At 65.0% G+C, this 26,606-nt stretch carries 27 protein-coding genes; 8 read left to right on the forward strand and 19 right to left on the reverse strand.

What is annotated here, in order from left to right:
* Nucleotides 1-930: DUF1298 domain-containing protein (locus VJV41_RS00505; protein WP_325329992.1), on the reverse strand; the 930-nt coding region annotated here is incomplete at its 3' end.
* Between the two features lie 23 nt (nt 931-953).
* Here VJV41_RS00505 and VJV41_RS00510 point away from each other — a divergent pair.
* Nucleotides 954-1,757 (forward strand): SDR family oxidoreductase, encoded by an 804-nt coding sequence (locus VJV41_RS00510; protein WP_325329994.1) that lies wholly within the window; start codon nt 954-956, stop codon nt 1,755-1,757.
* Here the strand turns inward: VJV41_RS00510 and VJV41_RS00515 are convergent.
* From VJV41_RS00515 to VJV41_RS00565, 11 genes are read right to left on the reverse strand one after another with little or no spacing between them, the layout of a single operon-like run.
* Nucleotides 1,754-2,659: an alpha/beta fold hydrolase gene (locus VJV41_RS00515; protein ID WP_325329996.1), complete on the reverse strand. Its 906-nt coding sequence runs from the start codon at nt 2,657-2,659 to the stop codon at nt 1,754-1,756. The two genes, VJV41_RS00510 and VJV41_RS00515, sit on opposite strands and share 4 nt — an antisense overlap.
* 1 nt (nt 2,660) lies before the next feature.
* Entirely contained in the window at nt 2,661-3,371 is a 711-nt protein-coding gene (locus VJV41_RS00520; RefSeq protein WP_325329998.1) for a hypothetical protein, read from the reverse strand.
* The gene (locus tag VJV41_RS00525; protein ID WP_325330000.1) at nt 3,368-4,120 is read right to left on the reverse strand and encodes an Mce protein; all 753 of its coding nucleotides are present in this window, start codon (nt 4,118-4,120) and stop codon (nt 3,368-3,370) included. Before VJV41_RS00525 ends, VJV41_RS00520 begins: the two co-directional genes overlap by 4 nt.
* On the reverse strand, nt 4,084-5,586 hold the full coding sequence (locus VJV41_RS00530; protein ID WP_325330002.1) for an MlaD family protein: 1,503 nt from the start codon (nt 5,584-5,586) through the stop codon (nt 4,084-4,086). The genes VJV41_RS00525 and VJV41_RS00530 overlap by 37 nt, the downstream gene beginning before the upstream one ends.
* 1 nt (nt 5,587) lies before the next feature.
* Nucleotides 5,588-6,745 carry a virulence factor Mce family protein gene (locus tag VJV41_RS00535; protein ID WP_325330004.1) on the reverse strand — a complete coding sequence of 386 codons (1,158 nt, stop codon included), beginning with the start codon at nt 6,743-6,745 and terminating at the stop codon, nt 5,588-5,590.
* Nucleotides 6,742-8,061: a virulence factor Mce family protein gene (locus VJV41_RS00540; protein ID WP_325330006.1), complete on the reverse strand. Its 1,320-nt coding sequence runs from the start codon at nt 8,059-8,061 to the stop codon at nt 6,742-6,744. The genes VJV41_RS00535 and VJV41_RS00540 overlap by 4 nt, the downstream gene beginning before the upstream one ends.
* Nucleotides 8,058-9,392 carry an MCE family protein gene (locus tag VJV41_RS00545; RefSeq protein WP_325330008.1) on the reverse strand — a complete coding sequence of 445 codons (1,335 nt, stop codon included), beginning with the start codon at nt 9,390-9,392 and terminating at the stop codon, nt 8,058-8,060. Before VJV41_RS00545 ends, VJV41_RS00540 begins: the two co-directional genes overlap by 4 nt.
* Complete coding sequence (locus VJV41_RS00550) at nt 9,389-10,420, reverse strand: virulence factor Mce family protein (RefSeq protein ID WP_325330010.1); 1,032 nt, start codon at nt 10,418-10,420, stop codon at nt 9,389-9,391. The genes VJV41_RS00545 and VJV41_RS00550 overlap by 4 nt, the downstream gene beginning before the upstream one ends.
* Nucleotides 10,421-10,457: 37 nt before the next feature.
* The gene (locus VJV41_RS00555) at nt 10,458-11,909 is read right to left on the reverse strand and encodes an MCE family protein (RefSeq protein WP_325330012.1); all 1,452 of its coding nucleotides are present in this window, start codon (nt 11,907-11,909) and stop codon (nt 10,458-10,460) included.
* 3 nt (nt 11,910-11,912) lie between these two features.
* Nucleotides 11,913-12,767 (reverse strand): ABC transporter permease, encoded by an 855-nt coding sequence (locus VJV41_RS00560; protein WP_325330013.1) that lies wholly within the window; start codon nt 12,765-12,767, stop codon nt 11,913-11,915.
* Nucleotides 12,764-13,531 (reverse strand): ABC transporter permease, encoded by a 768-nt coding sequence (locus VJV41_RS00565; protein ID WP_325330015.1) that lies wholly within the window; start codon nt 13,529-13,531, stop codon nt 12,764-12,766. Before VJV41_RS00565 ends, VJV41_RS00560 begins: the two co-directional genes overlap by 4 nt.
* Nucleotides 13,532-13,949: 418 nt before the next feature.
* On the opposite strand from VJV41_RS00565, the gene VJV41_RS00570 reads away from it, so the two are divergent.
* Nucleotides 13,950-14,585, forward strand: coding sequence for a helix-turn-helix domain-containing protein (locus tag VJV41_RS00570; protein WP_325330016.1), 636 nt, complete (start codon nt 13,950-13,952; stop codon nt 14,583-14,585).
* A 3-nt stretch (nt 14,586-14,588) separates the two neighbouring features.
* On the opposite strand, the gene VJV41_RS00575 is transcribed toward VJV41_RS00570, so the two are convergent.
* Together VJV41_RS00575 and VJV41_RS00580 are read right to left on the reverse strand one after the other, a co-directional pair.
* Nucleotides 14,589-15,062 (reverse strand): VOC family protein, encoded by a 474-nt coding sequence (locus VJV41_RS00575; RefSeq protein WP_325330017.1) that lies wholly within the window; start codon nt 15,060-15,062, stop codon nt 14,589-14,591.
* 56 nt (nt 15,063-15,118) lie between these two features.
* Nucleotides 15,119-15,673, reverse strand: a complete 555-nt coding sequence (locus VJV41_RS00580) for a TetR/AcrR family transcriptional regulator (protein ID WP_325330018.1) — start codon at nt 15,671-15,673, stop codon at nt 15,119-15,121.
* A gap of 141 nt (nt 15,674-15,814) precedes the next feature.
* Here VJV41_RS00580 and VJV41_RS00585 point away from each other — a divergent pair, with 141 nt between their 5' ends.
* Nucleotides 15,815-16,708 (forward strand): alpha/beta hydrolase, encoded by an 894-nt coding sequence (locus VJV41_RS00585; RefSeq protein WP_325330019.1) that lies wholly within the window; start codon nt 15,815-15,817, stop codon nt 16,706-16,708.
* Nucleotides 16,705-19,614: an aminotransferase gene (locus VJV41_RS00590; protein WP_325330020.1), complete on the forward strand. Its 2,910-nt coding sequence runs from the start codon at nt 16,705-16,707 to the stop codon at nt 19,612-19,614. Before VJV41_RS00585 ends, VJV41_RS00590 begins: the two co-directional genes overlap by 4 nt.
* A gap of 84 nt (nt 19,615-19,698) precedes the next feature.
* On the opposite strand, the gene VJV41_RS00595 is transcribed toward VJV41_RS00590, so the two are convergent.
* A complete protein-coding gene (locus VJV41_RS00595; protein ID WP_325330106.1) occupies nt 19,699-20,652 on the reverse strand; it encodes a hypothetical protein in 954 nt (317 codons plus the stop codon).
* A gap of 31 nt (nt 20,653-20,683) precedes the next feature.
* On the opposite strand from VJV41_RS00595, the gene VJV41_RS00600 reads away from it, so the two are divergent.
* Nucleotides 20,684-21,466 (forward strand): adenylate/guanylate cyclase domain-containing protein, encoded by a 783-nt coding sequence (locus VJV41_RS00600; RefSeq protein WP_325330108.1) that lies wholly within the window; start codon nt 20,684-20,686, stop codon nt 21,464-21,466.
* Here VJV41_RS00600 and VJV41_RS00605 read toward each other — a convergent pair.
* Nucleotides 21,463-21,627: a hypothetical protein gene (locus VJV41_RS00605; RefSeq protein ID WP_325330021.1), complete on the reverse strand. Its 165-nt coding sequence runs from the start codon at nt 21,625-21,627 to the stop codon at nt 21,463-21,465. The two genes, VJV41_RS00600 and VJV41_RS00605, sit on opposite strands and share 4 nt — an antisense overlap.
* A 41-nt stretch (nt 21,628-21,668) precedes the next feature.
* Between VJV41_RS00605 and VJV41_RS00610 the strand changes: the two genes are divergently transcribed.
* The 3 genes from VJV41_RS00610 to VJV41_RS00620 all read left to right on the forward strand — a co-directional run bounded on the left by VJV41_RS00610 (nt 21,669) and on the right by VJV41_RS00620 (nt 23,447).
* A complete protein-coding gene (locus tag VJV41_RS00610; RefSeq protein ID WP_325330110.1) occupies nt 21,669-22,346 on the forward strand; it encodes a guanylate cyclase in 678 nt (225 codons plus the stop codon).
* A gap of 108 nt (nt 22,347-22,454) precedes the next feature.
* Complete coding sequence (locus VJV41_RS00615) at nt 22,455-23,015, forward strand: DUF4232 domain-containing protein (RefSeq protein WP_325330023.1); 561 nt, start codon at nt 22,455-22,457, stop codon at nt 23,013-23,015.
* Nucleotides 23,016-23,246: 231 nt separating this feature from the next.
* On the forward strand, nt 23,247-23,447 hold the full coding sequence (locus VJV41_RS00620) for a hypothetical protein (RefSeq protein WP_325330025.1): 201 nt from the start codon (nt 23,247-23,249) through the stop codon (nt 23,445-23,447).
* A 14-nt stretch (nt 23,448-23,461) separates the two neighbouring features.
* Here the strand turns inward: VJV41_RS00620 and VJV41_RS00625 are convergent, their stop codons facing one another.
* From VJV41_RS00625 to VJV41_RS00635, 3 genes are all read right to left on the reverse strand, one after another.
* Nucleotides 23,462-24,454, reverse strand: a complete 993-nt coding sequence (locus VJV41_RS00625) for a DUF2993 domain-containing protein (RefSeq protein ID WP_325330027.1) — start codon at nt 24,452-24,454, stop codon at nt 23,462-23,464.
* 69 nt (nt 24,455-24,523) lie between these two features.
* Nucleotides 24,524-25,807: a serine hydrolase domain-containing protein gene (locus VJV41_RS00630; protein ID WP_325330112.1), complete on the reverse strand. Its 1,284-nt coding sequence runs from the start codon at nt 25,805-25,807 to the stop codon at nt 24,524-24,526.
* Between the two features lie 49 nt (nt 25,808-25,856).
* The gene (locus VJV41_RS00635; RefSeq protein ID WP_325330029.1) at nt 25,857-26,603 is read right to left on the reverse strand and encodes a class I SAM-dependent methyltransferase; all 747 of its coding nucleotides are present in this window, start codon (nt 26,601-26,603) and stop codon (nt 25,857-25,859) included.
* Nucleotides 26,604-26,606: the final 3 nt, after the last annotated feature.

A 26,606-nucleotide genomic window follows, 5' to 3' on the forward strand; every position in this document is an offset into this window, starting at 1 on the left:
ATGCGCCGCCCGGCGGCGGCGCAGCGCGAAATCCTCGGCGATTCGCGTCGTCCGTTCACCGAACTCCAGCTCCGGATACAAGCCGATGCCGACATTTCCGAAGTGGTTATGCGCTTGACGCACACCGGCTTTCGCCATCGGCACCTCCGCGCCCAACGTGGCCGGGTCATCGCCCAAGTCACGCAGATGACCAGCCAGCGCTGTCGAGATCGACGCCAGTACACCGACCGTCAGCGTCGGGCCACGGATCTGACTGCGATGACGAACGACGGTGCGGACCGTGCGCATTCCTGACGGTGGCGCGTTTGTGTGCAGCACCGGCCGCGAATCAGCTTGCGGCGGAACAATTCCAGCCTCGGTATCACAGACCAGCTGCCCATGCGTTCGGGCGGCCCGAAAGCTGCGCCACGGCAGCGCCGCGCCCCGAAACGGCGGTGGCGCAGGCACGGGTGGCACCGTCCCAGCGCGCCCGAACAGCAACGCGGCCAGGGCCGAACACCGGATCCCGTCGGCGAGCGCATGGGAAGCCTGCAGCACCGCCACCGTGCCATGGGCCGAGCCGGGCAACCCTTCGACTGGGCTGAACACATGCAGCCGCCACGTCATGACGCGCGCGTCCAGCTGGTGCTCGCCCAACCGCGCGACCGCCGCCAAACAGCCCGCCCAGCTGGTGTCAGCGAGGTCGTGCACGACGAACTGGTCAGGCCGCACATCGCCGGTCACCCACGCGGGATACGTCAGAACGCTGCGGTCCTGCACCCGCAGCGTGAGCTCGAGACAGCCCGACGCACGTTGACGGACTACGTCCAGCGCACGATCCAGGCGCGACGGCACGCCTGCGAAACCGTAGAGGAGGAACTGGTCGTTCGGGATCTTCGCCGACATCCAATATGTCTGTGCATCGACCGCCGAGAGCCGACGCACCGTCATGCCATCAGGCTAGGCTCTGGCCCATGCTGCCGCCTCCGAGTAACGACGGCGCCGTCGTCGTCACCGGGGCGTCGTCGGGAATCGGTGAGCAGATCGCCCGCGAATTCGCGAGCCGCGGATACGCATTGGTGCTGGTGGCCCGCCGCGCGGACCGGCTGCGAGCGCTGGCCGAGGAACTGGACGGTGTCGCGCACGTGCTGCCGGCAGATCTTTCGAAACCCGATGACCGCGCCGCTCTCCCGGACCAAGTGGCGGCGCTCGGCATCACCGCGGACATCCTTGTCAACAACGCCGGTCTGTCCAACCTTGGCCCGGTCGCCAAATCGGATCCGCAGGCCGAACTTCATCTGATCGAGGTCGACGTCAGCGCGGTGGTCGATCTGTGCAGCCGGTTCGTACCCGGCATGGTCGCCCGCGGTCGGGGGGCGGTGCTCAACGTCGCCACGGTCGGCGCATTCGGCCCTGTCCCCGGACAGGCGACGTACGGCGCGGCCAAGGCATTCGTCCTGTCCTACACCCAGGCGATGCGAGAAGAGCTGCGCGGCACGGGCGTCACCGCCGCCACGCTGTGCCCTGGTCCGGTGCGGACTGGGTTCGGCGAAGCCGCTGGCATTCCCGACGAAGAAGCGGAGAAGTCGCTGCCGAAGTTCCTGTGGAAGGAGGCCGACGCGGTGGCCAGGGCCGCTGTGGACGGGCTGGCAGCCGGCAAGGCCGTGATCGTTCCCGGCGCACCCAACCGGATCGCGGCGGTGATCTACCAGCACGGGCCGCGGCGGCTGTTGCTGCCGCTGATCGCCCGCAACCATCCCGGCTTGAAGGGGTCCTAGGCGGCTTGCCCGATGAAGTCGACGATGTGCCGTGCGATGAGATCGGGCTGCTCAAGATGCTGGAAGTGGCCAGCGTTTTCCACGGTGGCCAATTCACTGCCGTCCGGCAGGACCTTCTCCACCCAATGGGCGTAATCCGGTGTGGCACAACCATCGTCGGTGCCGTGCAGATATAACGTCGGCAGCTTCGGCGCCTCGAGCCAATACTTGTGCAGTTCAGCGTATCGCGCAGGCGGGCGGGTGTTCCGTACCGTCGCGCGGTAGTACCCGAGCGCGGCGCGCCACCGATCCGGCGCGCCGATCGCGGCGTCGAAGTGGCGCAGGTCCTCGTCGGCGCGATATCCGGGCGACCATTGCCGCCACAGCCGGGGCACCACCCATGACGCCGAACGCTCAGGAAGCCAAGGCAATTGGAAATACGCGATGTACCAACTGCGCATCAGCTGGTGCGGCAGCAGCGCGGCGAGCCGGCCCGGATGCGCAACCTTGCCCAGCGGACGGAACGCGGCCGGCGGCGGAACCGACATGATCACGGCCTTGCTGAACGGGCTGTCGGGCATCGCGGCCAGACCCGTGCCTGCAATGGCGCCCCAGTCGTGTCCGATGATCACGTCGCGTCCCGTCGGGCCCGCCGCCTCGAGCACCCGCAGCGCGTCGTCCATCAATGCGCCGACGTGATAACTGCCATCGGTCGGTAGCGACGACGGCACGTAACCGCGCATGAACGGCGCGACGACGCGCCATCCCGCGTCCGCCAACGCGGGCGCGACCTTGCGCCACCCGTACGCCGTGTCCGGGAAACCATGCAGACACACCGCAATTGGCGCGTCGGCCGAACCCCATGTCAATGCGCGCAGTTGCACAGCTGGCGCCGAGATATCGAGCCAGCGTGGTTGGGTCACGCTATACCGGGTCGAACTTGGAGATGAGCCAACGGCCGTTGATCTTGTCCAGCGTTACGCGCACGCTGGACGCCGAATCCGACGGTGCGTCCTGGCCGACGACCACGGTCTGATTGACGAACACCAGAACCACGGCGTGGTTAGGCTTGGCCGACACCGACGCCGCGGCCGGAACCGTTGCCACAGCGGAGATCTGCTTCTGCTTCGCGCCTGGAATCACGACGTCGTTGGTCAGTGAGGTGTAGGAATCGCGGAATTCGCCGGTCAGCAGATCGCGCGCGCCATGGAGCTGCTGCTCGACGGTGTCGGGCTTATACGAAAGGATCGCGATGGTGCTGTCCTTCGCGGCCTGCACCGACTCGATGCCGGCGGCTTCACTGTCGCGCACCGAGTTGTCCATCCACTTGAGGTAGCCCGCGCCAATCGCCAGCATCAGCGCCAATGCAGGCAGCAACCCGAAGCCGAACACTCGGCCCCATTTGATGCGCCGCCTGGGCTTCTCCGGCTCATCGCTGTCCGACGACTCGTCTGCGGCTTCCGACGACTCGTCGGCGGCTTCCGTCGACTCCTCGGCGGAATCGGTTGACTCCTCGGCCTTTCCGGTCGAGTCCTCGGCGGCCGTTTCTTCGTCGGCCTGCTCGATGTCGGTGTCGGTGTCGGCAGGCACAGTGGCTTCTTCCTTCGCGGTCTCGTCTTGGATGTGCTTGCTCACGGTACGAACTCCACGTTCGCCACCTTGGCTTCGTCGCCCACCTTCTGCACAGAGATGCGCATCCGCCAGGCGCGCGGCGCTTGTTCCGGCGCACCGGCATTCGAGGTCTTGACAGACACTGCGACAAGCACCTGGGCTCCGTCACCAGATTCGGACTCCAGCCCGGCTTCGGCGATGGTGCCGACCGACTTCGACTGCGCCTGCTTGACCACAGCGACGAACGGCTGCGAGCGCTTCTGGAAGTCGTCATAGAACGTTCCGGTTGCCGAGTCGAGGATGCGCTGCACATCGGCGTCGGCGTGTTCCCAGTCGATCGTGGTGAGGTTCAGCGCGCCCTGCCGACCGACCTGAAGGAACAGCTTGCGTTGTTCATCGGCCTTGTGCGACTCGTAGGTGCGGAACCCCAGCCAGCCGGTCAGGCCACCAAGCGCCACGACGAGCACCAGCCCGATGATCGTCGCCAACCGCACATGCGACATCGGCGGCTTGGCAGGCTTGGCTTCGTCGTAGTCCTCGACGTCCTCCGCGTCGGCGTCCTCGACGTCGGCGTCCCCCGCGTCGGCGTTCTCCGCGTCGGCGTCGTCCTCGGCGGTCGCCTCGGTCTTGGCGGCGTCAGCGGCCTCGGTGGTTTCGCTTCCACCCGAATCCGGCTCGGCCGCGCTCGACGTCTCCTCGATCGCCGACGACTCGGCCTCTGCCGAAGTCGACTTGCTCAGTTCCCCCTCGGGGGCAGCAGCATCGTCTGCCATGTTTGCTCCTCTGTGGCACGGTGGGCCAGGTTGGACTGTGTATACACACGCCCGTCCGGTCCAACGTACGTGCCTGTCGCCGGGTCGTATTCAGCGGCCGCTACTGGCGGCGGCGCCGGGCCCGGTGGCGGAGCGGCTTGTGCAGGTGGCGACCCAGGTGGGAGCTGCGGGACGGCCTGGCCCGACAGCGTCGCGTTCGGATCGCCCTTCCAGTTGTAGCCGTCGTTGAGCGGCACGTAGTACTCGGTGCTCTCACACATCTTCACCGTCGGGGCACGTTTGCCCGGCACGGTCTCGCAGGGCAGGTTGCGGGCGCCGCGCACGTTGAACGGCGCGTCCTGGGGCACACGGCAGTAAACGTCTCCCGCGGGTCGGTCGGGGTAGTCCTCGAATGTGGGCACCCGCTGCTGCTGGGCGGGCAGGAAGCCGGTGGTGCACGGCGGCGGCAGCTGCTGCGGCGGCAGAGGGATCGGCGCCGGCAGGACAGGAATCATCAGGTTCAGGTTGAAGACCAAGGCATCGCCTTCGTAGTCCTGTTTGGTGTTCCGCTTGTGCACGCCGACCGCCTGAGTGACGGCGGTGCCCTGCGGCAGCAGCACCAGCAGCTGCTCGAGGCTCGGCTGGTAAGTGACTGCCACTTCCCCGATGCTGACGAGGTTGGCAAGCACGATCGGCAGCGTCGGCCGCACTCGGTCGAACAACGCCCGTACCTCATCGGCCGCACCCGGCCCCTTGTCCAGGATTCCGGCCACTGCGGCGTCCTGGTTCTGCAGCTGACTGGTGACGCTTGCCAGGTTCGACGCCCACGCCTGGATCGACCCCGCAGTCTCCGTCTGCGTATCCAGTACGGGCTTGGACTGGTCGATCAGTGTCGTCAGGGGGTCGAGGTTCTTACGGGCATCGATGGCAAGTGTCGTGCTGCCGTTGACCAGTCGGCGAAGCTCCGGGCCGAGACCGCCCACCGCGACGTACGCCTCGTCGATGACGGTCTTGAGGTTCTCGCGTGGAATGGCCTCCAGGCCGCGGGTCGTGTCCGTCAAGACCTTGTTGATGTCCGTCGGGACCGTCGTGCGGTCCGCCGGGATCACGTCGCCGTCCTTCAGCATCGGCCCGCTACCGCTTCGGGGCAGCAGCTGGACGTACTGCTCGCCAACGGAGGACACACTGTGCACTTCGGCCTCGACATCGGCGGGGATCTTGACATTCGAATCGAGTGAAAGGACTGCCGCCGCACCGGAATTGGTTAAGTGGACACTATCCACCGTACCGACCTGCGCGCCGCGGTAGGTGACGTTGCCCCGCGGATACAGTCCACCGGTCTCGGCCAGCTCGACGGTCACGCGGTACTCCCCGATGCCAACCATGTCTTGCACCCGCATGTAGCCGAACAGCATGACGGCAAGGGCGGTTGTCGCAACCAGGGCGAAGATGGCTATCTGGATGAGGATCCGTCTCGTCAAAATCATGTCAGGGCCCCTGATCCCAGTGATACGGAGCGATCAACGGATTGCCGGCGCCGTTCGGCGGGGCGCTCCCCGTGCACGGGCTGGGGAACTGGCCTATGGTGCGGCCCCACTGAATCTCCAGCCAGGTCAGATCGCACTCCCACCGCGATCCAGTGAAGAATCCGGAGTCGATCCGGCTCAACGTCAAGTCGAGGATCAACGTCAGGTTGGCGTAGTCGCCACGCATCCAGTTGGTCAGCGTCTCCTTGGGGAACGGGAATGTGGGCAGGAAGCTCAGCGCGCGGGTCAGCGCCGGGCCGGCGTCGGCCAGTGATTGCAGCACCGGCCCAAGGTTTTTGAGCTCTTGGACGAGTGCGTCCTTGGTTTGGTTGACCGAATCGGCGGCCAGGGCACTGAACTTGCCGAGCTGCGCCAAAGCCTCGGAGAGGTTGTTGCGCTGATCCTTCAGCACCACCAGCGCATCAGGAATGGTCTTTAATGCCTTGTCCACCACGGGCTTCTGCGCGGCGAACTGACTGATCAGGTTGTTCAGGCTCTCTGAGGCCGCGATGATGTCGTCTTTTTGGTCGTTCAGGTAGCCGATGGCCTTGTCGAGCTGCTCGATCAGGCTGCGTAAGTCGTTCTCGCGCCCAGCGAAGGCGATGCTCAACGCGTCGGTGATGTCTTGAATGTTGCCGATGCCACCACCGTTGAGCAGCAGCGCAATCGCGGCCAGCGTCTGCTCGGTGCTCGGATAAGCCCCCGACGACGCCAGCGGGATCAGCGAGCCGTCGTGCAGCCTTCCCTCCGGCGCGACGTCGGTCGGCGGCGTCAACTCGATGTGCAGCGAACCAAGCAGGCTGGTCTGACCGAGCTTCGCGGTCGCATTGGCAGGAAGTTGGACATCACCGTTGAGTTTCATCGTCACCAGCGCATGCCAGCCCTGGCGCTCGATCTTGGTAACGGTGCCGATGTTCACGTCACCCACTCGGACGCGGGAGTTCGGCTCGATGTTGTCCACGTCGGGCATCTCCGCTTGGATGGTGAACCCGCCCGGACCGGTACCCTGCACACCCGGCAGCGGAAGCGAGTTCAGCCCTTGCCAGGCGGCGCAGCCCGATAGCGCAGCTGCCAGCACGACCGCGACGGATGTGGTGCGAAACGCCTTGGCCCGCATCATGGTCCCACCCCAGGCGGCACCATCAGCCCGGACAGGCCGTCAGCCGGGTTCGGTGTTATCGGCGCCTCTGCCGCCAACGGGGGACCCGGGGGCGGCGCTGGTGGCGGTACCTCCGCCGGCGGCGGCTGGGATGGAACAGTTTGCGGCGGAATGTAATCCGGCCGCATCCAGTCCTCGCTGTAGGTGAGCTCATTCGGCCGCGTCGTGGCACCGACGAAGACGTTCTGCGCGAGGGGCAGGAAGTTGTATTGGCGATTCTTCATGATCGGCGCCAGGTATTGGACGCACAGCTTCGCCGACTCCTCGGCGCCCAGCCGTGATGCCGCCTGAATAGCGCCGCACAGGAAGGAAATCGGATTGGCGAAGTTGTTGAGCATCGGCACGCTGCTTACCGCACCCTGGGCGGGTTGCCAGATGTTGACGTAGTTCTGCAACGTGTTGGGCGTAATGTGCAGGAATTGCTTGACGTCGTCGAGGCTGTCGGTCAACGCCTGGGTAACCCCTGCCAACTTGTCCGACGTGGTGCCCAGCGCTTCACGGTTCTCGGCCACGAACGTCTGGACCTCTCCGACGACATTGTTGAGATCGCTGACCGCGTTGGCCACTTCGTCGGGATCGTTTGCGAACAGCCCGGTCACCGACGCCAGGTTCTGGTTGAGGTGGCGCATCAAGTCGGTGCTGTCCTGAAGCGCCGACACCAGAATCGCCAAATTCTTGATGGTCGAGAAGATGTCCGTGCTGTGATCACCGAGAGCTGAAAAGGCTTGCGACAGCTTGATCACGGTGTCGCGGATGTTGGCGCCCTGGCCCCGCAGGTTGTCAGCGGTGGTGTTGATCAGCGATCCCAGTGGAGCCACTCCGCCGGGTTCGCTCGGCTGCAGCGTATGTGCCAGCTTCTCCAATTGCGCACGGACTTGGTCCCATTCGACCGGGACGGCGGTGCGCTCGCGCGGAATCACTGTGTTGTCCCGCATCACCGGCCCGGTGGTGTAGACGGGAGTGAGCTGAACGGCCCGCGCGGTCACCAGGGTCGGCGACAGGATCGCGGCCTTCGCGTCGGCCGGTACCTTGTACTTGCTGTTGTACCAGAACGAGATCTTCACCCGCTCGGGTTGAGGCTCGATTGCTGTGATCTTGCCGACGTTCACACCGAGGATGCGAACGTCGTCGCCGACGTAAATGCCGTTGCTGTTCTCGAAGTACGCAACGACATTCGTCCGATTGATGGTGTCGCTGGTGCGCAACAGCACGGCCACTCCGGCGACCAGCAGCACGGCAAGGGCGACCGCGACCCAGCTCTTGCGAATACGGTTCATCGTCCAGCCTCCCCGGGTGCGGGCACCATGACGGGGCTCGGCGTCGGTTGCGGAGTGGACTCCAGCCCGGGTGGCGGCAGCGCGGGCGGTCCCGGAGGCGGGCCACCCGGCGCGGGCGCCGGCAGCGGCTCGCGGTACGGGTAGCAGCCTGTCGGCCCTGGCAACGGCAAGCCGGGCGGACCGCAGCCCTGATCACCCGGATTGCCAGTGATCGCGTCGGGCAGGGTTAGGCGCGGTTCGCCGCCCTGCCCCGTCCGGGGGTAGGGCACGGGCAATGCCGGTGTCCCCGGCTGGCCGATCTGTGGGTCGGTACGTTGCGAAGGCAGCAGCGTGTTGGGGTCCAGACCGAGGTCGGAGAACGCGGCGTCGATGAACGGCTGAACGAACTGTCCCGGCAGCAGATTCGCGACATAGGTCTTGAAGAAGGGCCCGGATGCCACTGATTCGCCAAGCGACATCGAGTACTGGGTGAGCAGCTTGAGCGACTTCTGCAGACGTTCCTTGCGGTTGTCGAGGATCGTGAGCACCCCGTTGAGCTTGTCCAGCGCGGGTCTCATCGTCCCGCGGTTCTCGGCGATGAAACCCTGCAACTGCTGACTGAGCGCCGAGACGTTTCCGGAGATCTGATCCAATGCGGCGCTTTGGCTTTCGAGCTCGGCCAGCAGTGCGTTGGTGTTGCCGATCAAACTGACCACCTGGTTGCTGCGCTCGGCCAGAACCGTCGTCGCCTTGTCCGCGTTGGTCAACAGACCGCGCAGCTGCGCATCGCGCTCGTTGAGCGTTTGCGAGAACCGGGCCACGCCCTCGACCGCGATCTTGAGTTCCGGTGGGGTGTCGGCGAATGTCTCGGACAGCACCCGCAACGAGTCCGACAACTGGTTGGTGTTCAGACCGCTGATCGTGGTCGCCAATTCGCCCAGCGCATCGGGCAGCTGATACGGCGACGTGGTGCGCTCCAGTGGAATCGTCCCGTCCTGCCGACCGTCGCCTCGCGAGGTGACCTCGAGGATCTTCGTGCCGAGCAGACCCTTGGTCTTGATTGCCGCCTCGGTGCGATCCCCGAGCCGGATGTTCTTGTCGACGGTGAACTTGATCAGCACCCGTGGCCCGTCGAGCTCGATGGACTCGACCCTGCCCACTTGGAAGCCCGAAACTTGCACGGCGGCAGCGTCCATCAGCCCGCCCGCCTCGGCGAAGTAAGCCGAATACTGCTTGCCCTGGTTGAGGAACGGCAGTTTGTCGTAGTTGATCGCACCCAAGATGATGGCGACGGTGATGGTGAGCCCGATGGCACCGATGACAAACAGATTGCGTTCAGAGAAAGGTTTCACCTCGGCGCGCACCTCCCGGTGCTCTGGCCCGCGACCTTGACGTACACCGGCTGGCCCCCCTTGCCGTTGAGTTTCAGCACGATGTCGCACAGGTAGAAGCTGAAGAAGTCACCGTAAATGCCTTGGCGCGCAAGCGCTTGGTATGCATCCGGCAGGGTGTTGAGCAGGTTGTCGAAGTAATCGTGATCGGCCACCACGATTCCCGCCGCTCGATCGGTCTCGTGGATCGTCTTCGCAAATGGTGGACGGGCCTGCGCCAACAGGTCCGTGATGCTTGCTGCGGCGGCGTTGGTGTAGGCCAGCCCGTTGGCGATGTCCTGTTTGCGCGACGCGAGGCCCTTCACCAGGTCGGCGATCGCGTCGACGGCCTTTGCGAACTGGTTGCTTTGGTCTCCGAGCGATCCCAGCACGGTGTTGAGGTTGAGGATGACCTGCCCGATCAGCTGATCACGATCGGCCAGTGTGCTCGTCAGCGCCGCAGTCTGGGACAGGAACGAGTTGATCGTCCCGCCCTGGCCCTGCAGGGCGGCAATCAACTGGCCGGACAACGCGTTTACCTGATCCGGATCCAGCGCCCGAAACAGCGGCCGGAACCCGCCGATCAACGCATCCAAGTCCAGCGCCGGGGACGTACGGGCCAGCGGAATCGTGCCGCCGGGGTTGAGCTTCTTGGTGCCACCGGCGCCTTCCTCCAACGCCAGATACCGCCCGCCGATCAGGTCGTCGTAACGAATGACGGCTCGGCTGCCCTCGGTCAGCACCACCGATTCGTCCGCGGTGAACTCGACCAGCGCCGTCGTGTCGGGTTGAATGGCAACCTTTTTCACCTGCCCGACCTCGACACCGGCGATGCGGACGAAGTCGTTGTTCTCCAGCCCGGTTACGTTGGTGAACGCTGCCCTGTAGGAGTGCGTCTTCTCCCCGAAGCGCAGCTGCCCGAAGACCGCGTACAGCGCGAAAACACCGAGCAGGCACACAGCCAGAAAGACAGCGAGTCGCAAGGCGACGCTTCGCAGGCTTTCTCTCATGACTGGTTACCTTTCCGGCTGAGGCAATAACGGACGGTCAGGGCGATGGGGCGGCCTCCCGCGGCAGTGGAACAGGAGGTAGCGGGGTCGGCTGCATTTGCGCGGGCGCCGGGACCACGAACGGCTCCGAGCCCGGTGTCGGACCTGGATCCCGTGGCGCCATCGGCGGAGGCGCCGGTGGCAGGCCCGGCCACAATGGCGTGCCGTCCGGCGCGTAGAGGTCCGCTCCATACGCAGGGGCGCCTGGATACGGAATCGGTCCCGGCGCAGGCCCACCGAACAGGTTACGAATGCTCGGCGGCTCTGGCACCGCACGGGTGACGGGCAGGTAGTTGGCCCAGGCCGGGAAGCCGATGCCGGGGTTCGGTCGCCAATCCACGCCTGTGCCGAATCCGGTGTTGGTGACGAGATTCCGCACCGGCCAGTTCTTCGCGACATCCGGCAGAGAGCCGCACCCTGGTTTGCCGCCCGGTCCGCCCTTGGCGCCGATGACCGGCAGGTTGGCCGGATAATGGTACGGGTCGTCCCCGAGCGAGAGGGCGGTGTCGAGCACGAGTGTTCGGCCGTTGCCGCCGGGCGCTTCGTAACCTCCGGTATCCAGCAGGGTTTTCGCGCCAACGAGCAGACAGGTGTACTCGGGGTTGTACTTGTACAACAGGTTGGTGGTCGGCTCTAGCACATTGATGGCCTTGATCAGGTTGGCCTGATTCGGTGCCAGGAGGCTGATTCCGCTGTTGGAGAGCCCAATCGTGGCCAGCAGCAACGCATCCAGTTGCTTGGTGTGGCTGGTGATGGTCGCACTCGTCGTGCTGGCTGCGTTCAGAACGGTCAGAATGTCTTGGGCCGCACCGCTATACGCGTCGTTGAAGCCCTTCAGTGCCTGCCAGTCGGCGCGGATCGTCTCACTGCGCGGGTTGAGCTGCAGCAGAACCTGATTGGCGTCGGTAGTGGCCTGACCGATCCGCTCGCCTTGACCGCGAACGCCCTCGGCAAGCGCGGAAAGGGTGCTGTTGAGCTTGGCCGTGTCGATCTGCTTGAGCACCACGACCACGTTCTCGAAGACCGTGTTGACCTCGGTGCTGACGTTGCGCGACTTCAGCACCTGTCCCGCCGCCAGACGCTGCGAGCTGGGATCGTCTGGATAGACGAGATCGACGAACTTGGCGCCGAATACGGTGGTAGCCCGGATCTGCGCTTCGATGTTCGCCGGGATGTATTTGACCTGGTCCGGGTCGATCTCCAGCTTCAGGACAACGGGTTCGGTCCCGCCGGTGATCTGGGCAACCCGCCCCACCTGCACACCGCGCAACTTGACCTTGGCGTTGGTCTCCATCACCAGGCCGGCCCGGTCCGAGGTCAGTGTCACCGGCACGTACGACCGCAACGTGCCTGCGAACAGCGCGTACGACAGCCATATCAAAACGCCGAACACCACCACCAGAATCAGCGTGTGCCACGCCGGATGCAGACCGCCCTCGTCACTGTCCATGCGCTACCCGGCCAGGTTGAAGTTTCCGGACTGGCCGTACACGGCCAGCGACATCATCACGAGAACGAACGCGGCGAGAATGAGCGAGGTCCGCACCGCACGCCCGACCGCCTCACCCACACCGGCTGGTCCGCCCCTTGCGGTGAATCCGTAATAGGTGTGCACGAGCATGATCACCACGGCCAGCACCACGCATTGAAGGAAGGACCACATCAGATCGACCGGATTGAGGAAGGTTCGGAAGTAGTGGTCGTACACACCCGACGACTGGCCGTAGAGGACGGTGGTGCCGAACTTCGCCGCCCAGAAGGCCGCAATCACACCAACGCAATAGAGCGGGATGACGACGAGCAGACCGGCCACCACGCGCGTGGAAGCAAGGTAGGCCACCGACCGGATGCCCATCACCTCGAGCGCGTCGATCTCCTCGTTGATGCGCATGGCACCGAGCTGCGCGGTCGCACCGGCACCGATGGTCGCCGACAGCGCGACCGCGGTGGTCGCAGGTGCGATCAGACGGACGTTGAAGAACGCCGACGCGAATCCGGTCAACGCCTCTACGCCGATTTCCGAGAAGTCGGTATAGCCCTGAACGGCCACAAGCGCGCCCGTGGTGACGGTCAGGAACCCGACGATCGCGACCGTTCCGCCGATGATGATGAGAGCGCCGGCGCCGAGACCCATCTGGGCAATCAGCCGGATCAACTCGACCCGGTAATAGGTGAACGCGTAGTGAATCGAGCGCAGTGTTCGTCCGTAGAACTTGGTCTGCCTGCCGATCCGGTTCCACGGCTCGGCCACGCTGCGGAAACGGCTTTTCAGCCACGGGAACTGGGAATGGGGCCTCGATACCGTCATGCGGTCACCTTCACGGCGACGGCGGTCGCGACGACGTTGATCGCGAACAACGCCATGAAGGTGAAGACGACGGTTTCGTTGACCGCGTTACCGACGCCAGCCGGGCCGCCGCCCACGGAAATCCCCTTGTAGCAGGCGATCATGCCGGCGGAAAGACCGAACAACGCCGCCTTCGCCAGCGCGATCGTGACGTCGACGGCGCCGATGATCAGCGTCAGGCCTGCGGCGAAGGCACCCGGTGACACGTGCTGGATGTACACGCAGAAGAAGTAGGCCCCTGCGAGCCCGACAAGAATGACGGTCGCCGCCAGCGCCAGCGATACCAACGTCGCGGCCAATACCCGCGGAACGACGAGCGCCTGAATCGGATTGACGCCCATCACCCGCAAGGCGTCGAGTTCCTCGCGAATGGTGCGCGCCCCCAGGTCGGCGCACATGGCAGTGGCACCGGCGCCGGCGACCACCAACACGGTCACGATCGGGCCGATCTGCCGCACCGTGCCCAGTGCCGCACCCGTGCCCGAAAAGTCGGCTGCGCCAAACTCTGTCAGCAGGATGTTGAAGGTGAACGTCAGTAACACGGTGTAGGGAATCGTCAACATCAGCGTCGGCACGATCGACACCCGTGCGACAAACCAAGCCTGCGAGAGAAATTCACGCCATGCGAACGGAGGCTTGAACATCACCACGAACACGTCGAGTGCCATCGCATAGAAGCCGCCGAAGGCGCGTACCGGTTTGGCAACGACGTTGGACGCGGCCATCAGCGGGCCCTTCCCCGGCGGCTCCTCGTTCGCATAGCCCGCTGATTCCCTCCGACGTGCTTAGCCGGCCCCAATTCGCTGTGATTCGCGACACAGGAGCTGATCGAAGAACGGTACACCAACGTTTTCGCGGCGAGCAACATATAACGAGGCAGCGTGACCATCACCACCACTCCCACCTGGTACAAGATGAGGCAAGCCGGAATGGCTTCTGCGCCAACACTACCCAGCGATGAAAAGCCCCGTACGCGGCAGGAATTCGATATATCGGGCAACATACAGTTCGATAACGGTTCGTGCACGCCCAGCAAGAGGCGCTATGCGTGAACAGGCCGCGCAGCAAACTCCGCAAATGCATAAGCGGCGACCTTCTAGAACTGCGTTCGAAAACCGCACGCGGTGCGCTAGCTTTCATCGCATGACGACCTCGGCGCCCTCCGACGATTCGGTGGACCACGCCCGGGTACCAGGCCTTTCCGACACTCCGATGCGCCGCTGGGCGAAGACCGACGCGACCAAGCAGCGCATCCTGGACGCGTCGACCGACGTCTTTGCCTCGAGGGGATTCACCGCCGCCACGATGGCCGACATCGTCGAGCGCTCAGGAGCCAGCATCGGCAGCATCTACCACCACTTCGGCGGCAAGAAGGAGTTGTTCCTGGCGATCTTCGAGCGGCTGGCCGCCGACATCGACCGCCATATCGACGCAGCCACGGACCATGCGGGCGAACTCAACGGCCCGCTCGCGTTCGAAACGAACGCGAGAGCGTATCTGGAGGCGATGTGGGTAAATCGGCGCGCGGCGATGGTGCTCGCGTCGGGCGACACCCCCGCCGGTTTCGACTTGGTTCGCCGCGGCAGCATGCTGAAGGGGTTTCGGCGCTGGATGTCGGCGCTCGAACTGGATACCTCACACCGAGGGCAGCTACTGACTCGCATCCTCGTCGCGGTGATGGCCGAGGCGTCGGGGATGGTGATCATGTGTGAGGACGCCGCCGAGGTGGCCCCGATCACGGACGCCACGATCGAGTGGATCGACCGCCTCACGAGCTGACGGTCAGGCGTCGCGGACCGCGTCCTCGAGTTCGGCGACGACGATCTTGCGCATGCCCAGCATGGCCTTCGTCGCGGCAGCGGCGCGGGCCGGATCGGGATCGCCGAGCAGCTCGAACAGCCGGTCAGGCACGATCTGCCAACGCAGCCCGTAGCGGTCCCGTAGCCAACCGCATTGCGACTCTTCGCCGCCGTCGACCAGCCGGTCCCAGTAGTAGTCGACTTCCGCCTGGTCCTTGCAGTTGACCATGAACGAGACCGCGTCGTTAAACGCGTCGTGCGGTCCGCCGTTGATGCCAACGAACCGGTTACCGTCGAGCACGAATGTGCCCGAGACGACCTCGCCGGGCGTGCCGGGTCCGGCATCCGTGTAACGGTCGAAGTGCTCGATCGAAGAGTTGGGAAAGATCGAGGTGTAGAACTGCGCGGCTTCCTCGAGCTTGTTGGCGAACCAGAGTGACGGCGTGATCGACGGCATAGGAGTTCCTTTCGTCCAGGCGGCTTATCGGGATAGACCGACACGCCACCCAGAACTCATCGATAGGCGCCGAGCGCACGCAGGGCGAAGTCCAGCACGCGGGCCTGCGCGCACTCCATTCCTCCGCCGCCCTCTGGAGGCTGACTCATCCCACGACTGACGACGGCGCTGATGGCGATCGCGTCGCGCTCGGGTTCGGCCAACGGAAAGGAGCCGTCGTCGCGGCCACGTCGCAGGATCTCGACGAGTGAGCGTTCGCGATCTGCGTGGGCACGCTCGCGGGTTTCGCGATATCCCTTCGCGGCGCGCACCTCGTCGGAGTCGATCACGGTGAGGTGCATACGCATCCTCGCGTCGTACACCAGACCGAACATCTCGGCGATCCACGCCTTGAGCTGGTCGATCGGCCCGCCGGGTGCCTCGTCGGCGATGCGATCCAACCGGCCGGCCAGCGCTTCGCTTTCCTCTCGCAGCATCGCCAGGAACAGTTCGTCCTTGGATTCGAAGTGGCGATAGAAGGCGCGGGAAGACACCCTGGCACGCTGCAGAATCGCGGCAACAGGGATCGGACCGCTGTGCGGTTCCGACAGGCAGTTGTATGCAGCGTCCATGATGCATCCTCTGTCGTCGTCATCAGGGATATCGGGCTGCACGCGCAAATTCTAGGGACGCCGACGGGCCGCTGGGCCGAAGATCGGCGCAAATTGTCCCTTCGGTAACGTCAGGCTCCGGGGCCAGCCGAGAGGACGTCCGTGAGCAGCACACGCAGCGAATCGCAAACGGTGACGTTTCACGGTGTCGACGGCCTCGTGCTGGTCGCCGACGAATGGAACCGGGGAGCCGCAACGGCGGCGACATCGGACAACGGGGCGCAGTCTGCGGCTGTGTGGCCGACGGTTTTGATGCTCCACGGCGGCGGGCAGAACCGCTTCTCGTGGAAGAACACCGGCCAGATCCTGGCCGACGAAGGTTTCCATGTCGTCGCCCTCGACAGCCGTGGCCATGGCGATTCCGACCGCTCACCGGACGCGACCTACACCGTGGATGCGTTATGCGCGGATGTCCTGCGGGTACTGGACCAGATCGGGCGGCCGGTGATGCTGATCGGGGCCAGCATGGGCGGAATGACCGGCATCCTCGTCGCCGACGCTGCCGGCCCGGAAAAGGTGACGAAGCTGGTGCTCGTCGACGTGGTGCCGCGGTACGAGAAGGACGGCAGCGCCCGGATTCGCGACTTCATGTTCAGCCATGTGCTCGGCTTCGAGTCTCTGGACGAAGCCGCTGACGCGGTCGCCGCGTACCTGCCGCACCGGACCAAGCCGCGCAGCCCCGAGGGCCTGAAGAAGAACCTGCGCCGCCGCGACGGCCGGTGGTACTGGCACTGGGATCCGAAGTTCCTGACCGCGCCTGCAGACAACGCGTTTGTGCGGGAGGAGAGGCTCGAACAGGCCGCGATCGACCTGACCATCCCGATCCTGCTGATCCGGGGCAAGCTGTCCGACGTCGTCAGTCCCGAGGGTGTGAAGGACTTCCTGAACAAGGTGCCGCACGCCGAGTTCGTCGAACTGTCCGACGCCGGGCACACCGCGGCCGGTGATGACAACGACGCGTTCTCCGAAGCCGTCGTGCAATTCGTCAGCCGGTGACCATCGGTTTCAATTTCCTTGAGGCACGGGAGCTTCCGGCGCCTCAAGTGAGCGAGGAACAGGCCTGCGAAATCCTTGCAACGCATTACGGGCTGTATGCCCGAGCGACGTCGCTGGGTAGCCAACAGGACAAGAACTTCGTCGTCACGGGCTCAGACGGCGCCATCGTCGGCGTGCTGAAGATCGCCAACCCGGCGTTCAATGCGAGCGAGATCGAGGCACAGGACCTGGCTGCGGAACGGATCGCCGACGCCGAGCCAACTTTGCGTATCGCCGTACCCCTGCCGAACATTTCCGGCGAAAAGTGCACGGCCATTACGGGATTGGTGGACGGCACAGCGTATGTTCGGCTGCTGCGCTACCTGCCGGGCGGCACACTAGTGGAATCGGGCTATCTGGCGCCGACCGCGGCAGCAGCGCTGGGCGATGTCGCCGGTCGAGTGAGCCGGGCACTCGAGGGCTTCAGCCATCCTGGCCTGGACCGGGTCCTGCAATGGGACCTGCGCTACGCCGCCGACGTTGTGACCGAGCTCATTTCGCATATCGACGATCCGTCACACCGGGCGCGGATCGAGGCCGCGGCCCGTGACGCATGGGCCAGGATCGCACCGCTCGCCGACGATCTGCCCCGGCAGGCGGTGCATCTCGACCTCACCGACGCCAACGTGGTGGTGTCGCGCGGTGGCGATGGTTCTGCTCGAGCCGACGGGATCATCGACTTCGGCGACTTGTCCGACACGTGGGCCGTGTCCGAACTGGCGATCGCGGTGTCGTCGGTACTGGGTCACCCGGGCACCGGTCCGACTTCGATCCTCCCTGCGGTACGGGCATTTCACGCCATCCGGCCGCTGACCCCAGCGGAGGTGGATGCGCTGTGGCCGCTGCTGGTGTTGCGGACCGCGGTGCTGATTGTCAGCGGCGCGCAGCAGGCCGAGTTGGATCCCGACAATCCTTACATCACCGAGCAGTCCGACGCTGAGTGGCGGATGTTCGAACAGGCCACGTCAGTCCCGATCGACGTGATGGCCGGGGTGATCAGGGACGACCTCGGGTTGGCCGCGCAGCCGGATCCTGTTACCGGGACCCTCATTGATGTGGATCCATCGTCGGTGATGACGCTCGATCTGGCCACGACGTCCGACGTCTACGACTTCGCATTCGACGATGACGGTTCCCTCAAGGCGGATGTCGAGGACGAATTAGCCAGGGCGGCAGTGCGAAACGGCGCGCAGCTGGTGGTTACTCCCTGGGGACAGGCGAGGCTGAGCCGGACCCGCACGCTGACGCACGAAAGCCCCGATGTCGTCGCGACCGGGATCAGCCTGTGGGCGGCGTCGCCGGCGAGGCTCGTCTCGCCATGGGACGGCGAGATCGAAGGGGCGACGCTACGCGGAGCTGAATACGAGTTGACGCTGACCGGGGCGGATGCTGTTGCGTCGGGCAGTGTGCGTGCGGGTGAAGCGCTGGCCGATGCATCCGCCGGGTCCTGGGTGGAGATCGGTGTGCGACCCGTCGGTGCACCCGCGGCGCCGTTGTTCACCCGCTCAGAGCTTGCGCCGGGGTGGCTGGCGCTGACGCGTGACCCCCGGCCGCTGCTGGGCCTGGATGCGGTGGACGCCGCGAAGACCGGTGATCTGCTATCGCGGCGCGACGCGAGTTTTGCTCCGGTACAAGAGTTTTACTATCGCAGGCCGCCGCAGATTGAACGCGGGCGGCGGCATTACCTCATGTCGACGGCCGGCCGGACGTATGTCGACATGGTCAACAACGTCACAGTGCTGGGCCACGCCCACCCGCGGATCGCGGACACCGCCGCGCGGCAGCTGCGCAAGCTGAACACCAATTCGCGGTTCAACTACGAGGCGGTGGTCGAGTTCAGCGAGCGCCTCGCCGCCACGCTGCCCGATTCGCTGGACACGGTCTTCCTGGTCAATTCGGGTTCGGAGGCAAGCGATCTGGCGATCCGGCTCGCGACGGCGGTCACGGGCCGGCGGGACATCGTGGCAGTGCGTGAGGCCTATCACGGATGGACGTACGGCACGGATGCGGTGTCCACGTCGACCGCCGACAACCCGAATGCGCTTGCGACGAGGCCTGATTGGGTTCATACCGTGGAGTCGCCCAATAGCTTCCGTGGCAAATACCGCGGGGCCGAAGCCGTGCGGTATGCCGGCGACGCGGTACAGCAGATCTCTCAGCTGGCTGCCGAGGGGCGCGCGCCCGCAGCGTTCATCTGCGAGAGTGTGTACGGCAATGCCGGGGGCATGGCGTTGCCGGACGGATACTTGCGGCAGGTGTACGAGGCGGTGCGGGCGGCCGGCGGCCTCGCGATCTCCGATGAGGTCCAGGTGGGTTATGGCCGTCTCGGCGAATGGTTTTGGGGTTTCCAGCAGCAGGACGCGGTGCCCGACATCGTGTCGATCGCAAAGTCGGCGGGCAATGGGTATCCACTGGGGGCGGTGATCACCAGTCGCGCGGTGGCCGACGGATTCCGGTCGCAGGGCTACTTCTTCTCCTCTACCGGCGGCAGCCCGCTGTCATGCGCGATCGGGATCACTGTCCTCGACGTGCTGCGTGACGAGGGGCTACAACAGAACGCGAAGCGCGTCGGTACTCATTTGAAGGCGAGACTGCAAGCGCTTCAGGACAAGCATCCGATCATCGGCACCGTGCACGGCATCGGGCTCTACCTCGGTGTCGAGATGATTCGCGACCCCGACACGCTGGAACCGGCTGCTGAAGAGACGTCGGCGATCTGTGAGCGCATGCTGGAGCTCGGAGTGATCATCCAGCCGACCGGCGATCACATGAACATCCTGAAAACCAAGCCGCCGTTGTGCATTGACATCGACTCGGCTGACTTCTACGTCGATACCTTGGACCGGGTCTTGACGGAGGGCTGGTAGGTCCCCCCATCCGCCTCGCGAGCAGACGCAAAAGGCTCCAAACCCTCGGCGTGTCGGGTACTTCTGCGTCTGCTCGGCCAGGAACTAGGCCAGCAGCGGTACGTCGTCGTGGCGAACGTCGGTGAGGATCTCGAACATCGCGCGACGCGACGCGACAAGCTCGGTGCGTTCAAAGGCTTTACCCGCCACTTGAATTCGACATGTTGCGATGGCGGAGTTGTAGCAGAACTTGGAGCCGCCGTCGGTGTCGGTATACGTCAAGCCGATGACGTCGGCCGGCTCGGTCGTGATCTCGCCCTCGATCATCTTCTCCCCCACCCGCGCACCGAACGCCCACGAGAACGGCCGATACCTGCCGTGGGTCTGCATACTGCCGCGTATCGATCGGACAGCGAACTCCTGGCCGGCGTGACGGAACACGAACAGTGTGACGCCCGGCAGCAAGACGGATCCGATTGCGGCACGGGCCGTCACGATCTCCAGCGTCGAATCGGGTGCGTCGTCGAATCCGCAAACCTGGCCGAACGCGTAAGCCGGTGTGTGTCGCGTTCCCCAATTGTGGTTCACACTGCCGGTCCAGCCGTCGAGCACAAGCCGGGCGTCGTCGAGCTCGAGCTGACCGTCGAACTCGGCCAGCGGGTGGCGCACCGTCGTCTTGGCTGTCGGGAAGCGCGCCTTGTACGCGCGCTCGGTCAGGAGCTTGACCGTGCCTTCGGACCCGGGGCTGATCCGCAGATCCCAGCGTGCCGATCGATTTCCGCCGGTCACCACGCCCTGCGCCGATCGGTCGTCGAGGGTCGTCGCGCCGATCCGCGCGGTCCAATCGCCGTAGCCGTAGGCCGCGGCGGCGATCGGGTACGGCTGCTTGAGAGCCCGGTTGCCCTCGCCTTCGGGGTCGAACAACATCACCCAGACATCGGCGACGGGATCGCCCACGGTCGGCAGCAGCAAGGTCTCCCGTAGCCACAGCGCTTGCGGCAGCTCGGGGTGGTTGGCGCGGATGTAGCGACTCTCGTAATAGGGCGCCTTGGCGGACATCACGGCTTCAGCATCCAATACTTGAGCGGTGATGGGAGCGCAGATCGCGGCCTACGTGCTGGCGGGCATCGCGGCGCTGGAGGCGGCGGGGCTGATCGTGCTGTGGGTGTACTACACGCGGCAACGACGCGAACTCGACGAGCTGCGTCGCCGCGTCGACACCAGGAACATGCTGCTCACCGGTGGTCGTGAGGCGGTCAAGACGATGTGGCAGACCGCCAACATCCTGCGCAAGGACGGGTTCGGCGCGGCGGTCCGCTCGTCGATCGAGGACCTTGCGGACTGGGCGGAGGTGGAGCGCCCGGACCTGGCTCGCCTGACGACGAGCGGCAAGGTCGTGATCCTGTTCTCCGACATCGAGGAGTCGACTGCGCTCAATGAGCGCATCGGCGATCGAGCCTGGGTCAGGCTGCTCGGCAGTCACGACAAGTTGGTACGCCGCCGCGTCGAGAGGTACGGCGGTTATGTCGTCAAGAGCCAGGGGGACGGATTCATGGTCGCCTTCGCTGATCCGGAGGCGGCAGTGCGGTTCAGCCTCGATGTCCAGGAGTCATTGCGCAAGCGCCCTAACGGCATTCGGGTTCGCATCGGCATCCATATGGGCAAGTCGGTACGGCGTGGCGACGACTTGTTCGGCCGCAACGTCGCGATGGCGGCGCGGGTGGCCGGGCAGGCCCAGGGCGGTGAGATTCTGGTCAGTGAGGTCGTCCGCGATGCGGTCAGCGACCAGGATGACATCGAGTTCGACGAGGGCCGCGACGTCGAGCTCAAGGGGTTTTCCGGCGCACACCGCCTGTACGCCGTCGCGGTCTAGTCTGCTGGTTCGCCGGCCTCGGCGAGTCGTTGATGCAGGCGCGCGCGGATGTCGTCCGCGGAGTAGGAGTTGCGACGGCGTTGGTCGCGGGCGACCAACACACCGCCGGCCACCACACCGGCGACACCGGCCAGTCCGACCCACTTCCATATGCCGCGCATGGGGAGAGTCTGCCTAAGCTGCGGGGGTGAATCAAAGCACGGTGTCGCTGAACCGGGCGCTCGACGAGACGCGGACCGGGGACATCTGGCTGTTCCGCGGCCGTTCCGGGCCCGACCGGGCGATCCAGTCGATGACCAACAGTCCGGTGAACCATGTCGGGATGACGGTGGCGATCGACGATCTGCCGCCGTTGATCTGGCACGCCGAGCTCGGCGACAAGCTCACCGACATGTGGACGGGCACCAATCACCGCGGCGTGCAGCTCAACGATGCGCGGCAGGCTGTGGAGCGGTGGATCAACACCTACGGACAGCGGTGCTGGCTGCGTCAGCTCACGCCGTATGCCGGCCGTGAGCAGGAAGACCGGATGCTGAAGGTCATCGCCCGGATGGACGGCACGCCGTTTCCGAGCACCGCGCGGTTGACGGGCCGATGGTTTCGCGGCCGAGTCCCCGTCGTTGGCGACTTCACACGCGGAATTCCGTTCGTGCACAACAGGATTCGAGAGTCGGTTCGGCGAAAGAAGGTCGAGAAGCTGCAGGTCGGTCTGGAAACGGCCTACTGCGCGGAGACCGTGGCCATCACCTATGAGGAGATGGGACTGCTGGCGACGGAAAAGCACTACAACTGGTTTGATCCCGGATCGTTCTGGAGCGGAGACCATTTACCGCTGGCGGCGAGTTACCGGCTTGGCGATGAAATCGCCGTCGTGCCCTAGGTACTCAAGCCTTTCCAAGAATTCGCCAAGGCATCCACCGCAGACTCTGCGTGACGGCCCACCCCGGACCCGTCGCACCTCGATCTGCCGTGCTAGTAGGAGTTGTCGATGAAACGCATCCTGCCCTTGGTGGCGGTCGTTCTGATCGCGGGATGTTCTGCCGAACACGCCCCTTCGGGACAATCGCCGTCGACAGCGGCCAGCCCGGCAACCAGCTCAACGGCTGCGCCGGCCGCATCGACTCCCCCGGCACCAGCGCCAAATCCGTCGACGCCCGAGGCGTCCGGCCCGTGCTCCGACGACGACCTCACGGTCTCCAACGGACCGCTGGAGTCGGCCAACACCTTGCGTCACGTGGTCGTGTCCTTCAAGAACACGTCGTCACACCCGTGCACGCTCGTCGGATATCCGGGAGCAGACCTCGTGACTCCCGCCGGTGGCGTGTTGATCAACGTCGCACGCAAGCCCGCTGCAGCAGCACATCGACTCGTACTCAATCCGGGCGACGTGGCGAACGCAGACATAGAGGCCTACGCCGTCGACACCTCCACCGGAAACGCGTGCCCGCGCTGGGGCGCGTTGGTCGTCACCCCACCCAACGGCTTCGTATCGCACCCGTTGAGCGTCGATGTACCCATCTGCGGCGCGACCGTGAGCTCAGTGGACTGACAGCACGAGCGCACGTCTGGCGCGATCATTCTCCGTCTGGGCGCAGACATGCTTTTCCGAAGCGTCAGCACTTGTTGACGCCTCCAGGAAGCACATCGGTTCCGCGCCGGAGCACCCCGATTCCAGCTAGCTGGAAGATCAAGATGGACGTCAGCAGTGGCGACATCGGTTTGCCGGAGCGCGATGCTTTGACGTGTCCGAGCAAGGACCATCGGCAAACAGGAGACCATCATGAAAGCAATCAAGTACCTCGCAGCGCCATTGACCGCAGCCACGATTGGCGGGGCCATCCTTCTCGCGCCGATCGCCAGTGCTGACACTGATCCGCTCGTGCCGTACGGTACCGATCCACACGTCCCCACACTGGGCTACCACGTGTCCAACCACGACGAAGCGAACACGACGAACGGCTTCGTGGACACCGCCTTCTGACACACGGTCGGCGCTTAGAGGCGCGCGAAACAGGGGTTCGCGTCCTCTTTGGGAATCGACGCGTTCTGACTGGAGAACTTGCCGACGACTCCCGTCCCGGTCACTTCGACGCTGTCGGCGTGGATACCGAGCGGATAGTTGTCGTTCAGCTTCTTGGTGAGGTCGTTCAGCGCTGACTGCACAGCGTCTTTCGGCAGCGGGCCGTTGACGTCGACAACTTGCAGATTCAGATCACCGTCGGTGACCACGGGCTTGGCCGTGACGCTGTTGCTGCCGGCATCCAGAACGATGGTGCCGGCGGCCGCGTCCGTGCTCACACCGGTGACCAAACTCCCCACAACCGGGAGGTTGGCGACGACCGTGTCCTTGATGCCTTCGGACTTCCAGGTAAGCGTCGCGTTCAGCGATCCGATGGTGCCCTTGGAGTCCGCGGAATCTTTCAGCCGCACGTCCGCAAGGGTCACGTCGGCGGTCATTCCCTTGGCTTCCTGGACTTGGTTTCCAGCAGTGGCGACCGAGATGTTGGTGTAACGGCCCGTGATGTGCTGCCACAGGAAGGGGGGGGTCACCCCGAACGAAATGCTGGCCTTGTCCTTGACGACGCACTCGGCAACAGCCACGAGGATGCTGTCTGCACGGTGCCGCGCATAGAGCTCCCCGCCGGCCAGGCCACCGACCAACAGCGCAACGATGATGACTGCAATCAGGATGATCGACTGCCGCGTTCGTAAGCCCGAGCTCCGCTGCTTCTCGGCGGGCGACGGTGACGGTAACGGTGGCGGCGGCGGCCGCAAGATCTGTTGGGTCGGCGCTGCATCCGCAGGCGATTGAGGCCGGGGAATCCTTCTCGTCGGCCCCGCATCCCCGGGCCGGTACCGCGCGCGGAGCTGCTCGTTCAGCGGCTTCGGTCGTCCAGGACGCGGAAGCCGTTGCGTCGCCTGATCGGGCGGCGGCACCCCCCTACCTCGCCATTGCGGCGGCCCGGGGCGCTGCGGCGGCTGTGTCATCTGCGCGATTCTGCCTTCATCGGACAGACACGTCGAGTGACGCCAGCCCAGAAGGATTCTTCGATGTGGCTACCTCGTGGTCGTCGGAGTCGGCGGTGATGCCAGCGACAAGCCCGCATAGATCTCGTCAAGAACCGTGGGCAACATGGCCTGCGCCGTTGTCTTGCCGTCCGGCGAGAGAGTCAGATTCGTCCAAATGACCAGCGCCACATCGTTATCGGGGTCGTAGCCCATGAACGAGTTGAAGCCCGGAAGTTCCCCGCCGTGGTAGTACATCGCGGCGTTCGGGCCGAAGCGCTGATACGAGATGCCATATCCATACTTCTGCCCGTCGGGCGCGTCCGGATCCTCGGCCTGCAGGCTCGTCAACCACTGTTGGTGGAAGTCAGCGTTGAAGACCTTGCCCGTGACGAGTGCTTTCATCCAGGTGGCGAGGTCATCCGCCGTGGAGATCACTCCGCCTGCCGCAGTGGCGTAGGAGGAGTTCTGGTGGGTGTAGTCGATCGGCCGCAAAGTCCCGGCCTGTGCGGCGGCCTGCATGTCAGCGGGATACGGCTCGTCGGCGAGTGCATAGAAGCTGCCGCCGTACATGTAGCCGTGCGAGTGAGGAGCTGGCATGGACGTGTCGTCGGTGGCGGGAAGCGACGTGTGCGTGAGGCCGACCGGACCGAACAGCCGGTCGGCCAACTGCTTGGCCAACGGGCTCCCTCCGACTTTCTCGGCGATCAGACCCAGAAGCGCGTAGTTGGTGTTGCTGTACTCGTAGGAGGCGTCAGGCGCGAACTGCGGCGGATGCCGGAACGCGATAGCCAGTACCTCCTGCGGCGTCCAGGCCTTTCCTGGGTCGGCATCCATCGAGGCCGAAAGCGCGGGATCGGCCGAGTAGCCGTACAAGCCGCTGCGCATCTTCAAAAGCTCTGCGACGGTGATGTTCTCGCCGTTGGGCACATTCGGTACGTAGGCCGACACGGGATCGCTGAACTTCAGCTTGCCGTCCTGGGCGAGCAGCACAATCAGCGCCGCCGTCATGGTCTTGGTGTTCGAGGCGATCCGGAAGTGAGTGTTCGCGGCCGGCGGCGTCTGGGCGCCGAGTTCGGTGGTGCCGAACGATGCGGTGAAGTCGCCCTGAGGCGTGCGTAGCAGCACCATCGCTCCGGGGACCATGAGCTTCTTCGCGGCAGTGTCGATAACCGTTTGAAATGCCTTCGGATCGATATGCTTCAGCGCAGAAGCCTGTGGCGCGGCGCTCGTCGCGGTCGTCGTAGCGGAGGACGAGAGTGCGGTCGTCGGCTCGTTGGACGAGCAGCTTGAGAGCGTTAGGGCCGCGCACGCCGCGAGCCCAACGATGCGCATGCGTTGCGCCTGGGAAACGATCATCGTCCCGAACTCGACCACGACGAACTCACACCGTCCCACGAGCGGCCCACGCGGTAGCGGTGACAGTGAACGGCCCATTACCGAGACGTTCGCGAGCCACCGATTCGAGACGCGCACGGTCATCGCCATCGAGATGCTGGACGTAGTCACCAGCGGGTCCGACACCGTATGTGTAAGGCTCCCACCACTCCTCAAAGGTCGGATGCACAACGTCGACCGCTATGGAATCTTCTTCCACGTCGCTCAGGCCAGCAGCTTCGAATAGCTCAGTCAGGTGCCCCATGTGCGCCCCGGAAAGTAGTGCTTCATCCTGAGCCTCAGGGTCGATCATGTGCACCGCATCCCAGAACGGCGCCAGTGCGCCGGTCGGCCCGTCCCAGACGCATGCTGCGACAACACCGCCACGTCGCGTCACGCGCGCCATCTGTCTGATGCCGGCCACTGGGTCCGTCATGAAATGCACCACCAATTGCGCAAGAGCAGCGTCGAATGCGGCAGTGCCGTATGGCAATTCCTCCGCCGCACCCCGACGCACGTCAACGTCTGGGAAGCGCGCACTGATCGCGTCGATGAACGGCGGAGAAGGGTCAATCGCCGCGACCTCGGCTCCGACCGACAGCAAGTGCGCCGTCAGCGCGCCCGGCCCACAGCCCACGTCGAGCACCTCATCGCCCACGCCGACCCCGGCAAATGTTACGAAAACCTCCGCAAGAGGCTCGGCATACCGCCCCATGAAACGTGCATACGCCTCCGGTGAGACGACGAAACTCACCAG

The sequence above is a fragment of the Mycobacterium sp. genome, from assembly GCF_035274705.1.
In the GTDB taxonomy this organism is placed as follows: domain Bacteria; phylum Actinomycetota; class Actinomycetes; order Mycobacteriales; family Mycobacteriaceae; genus Mycobacterium.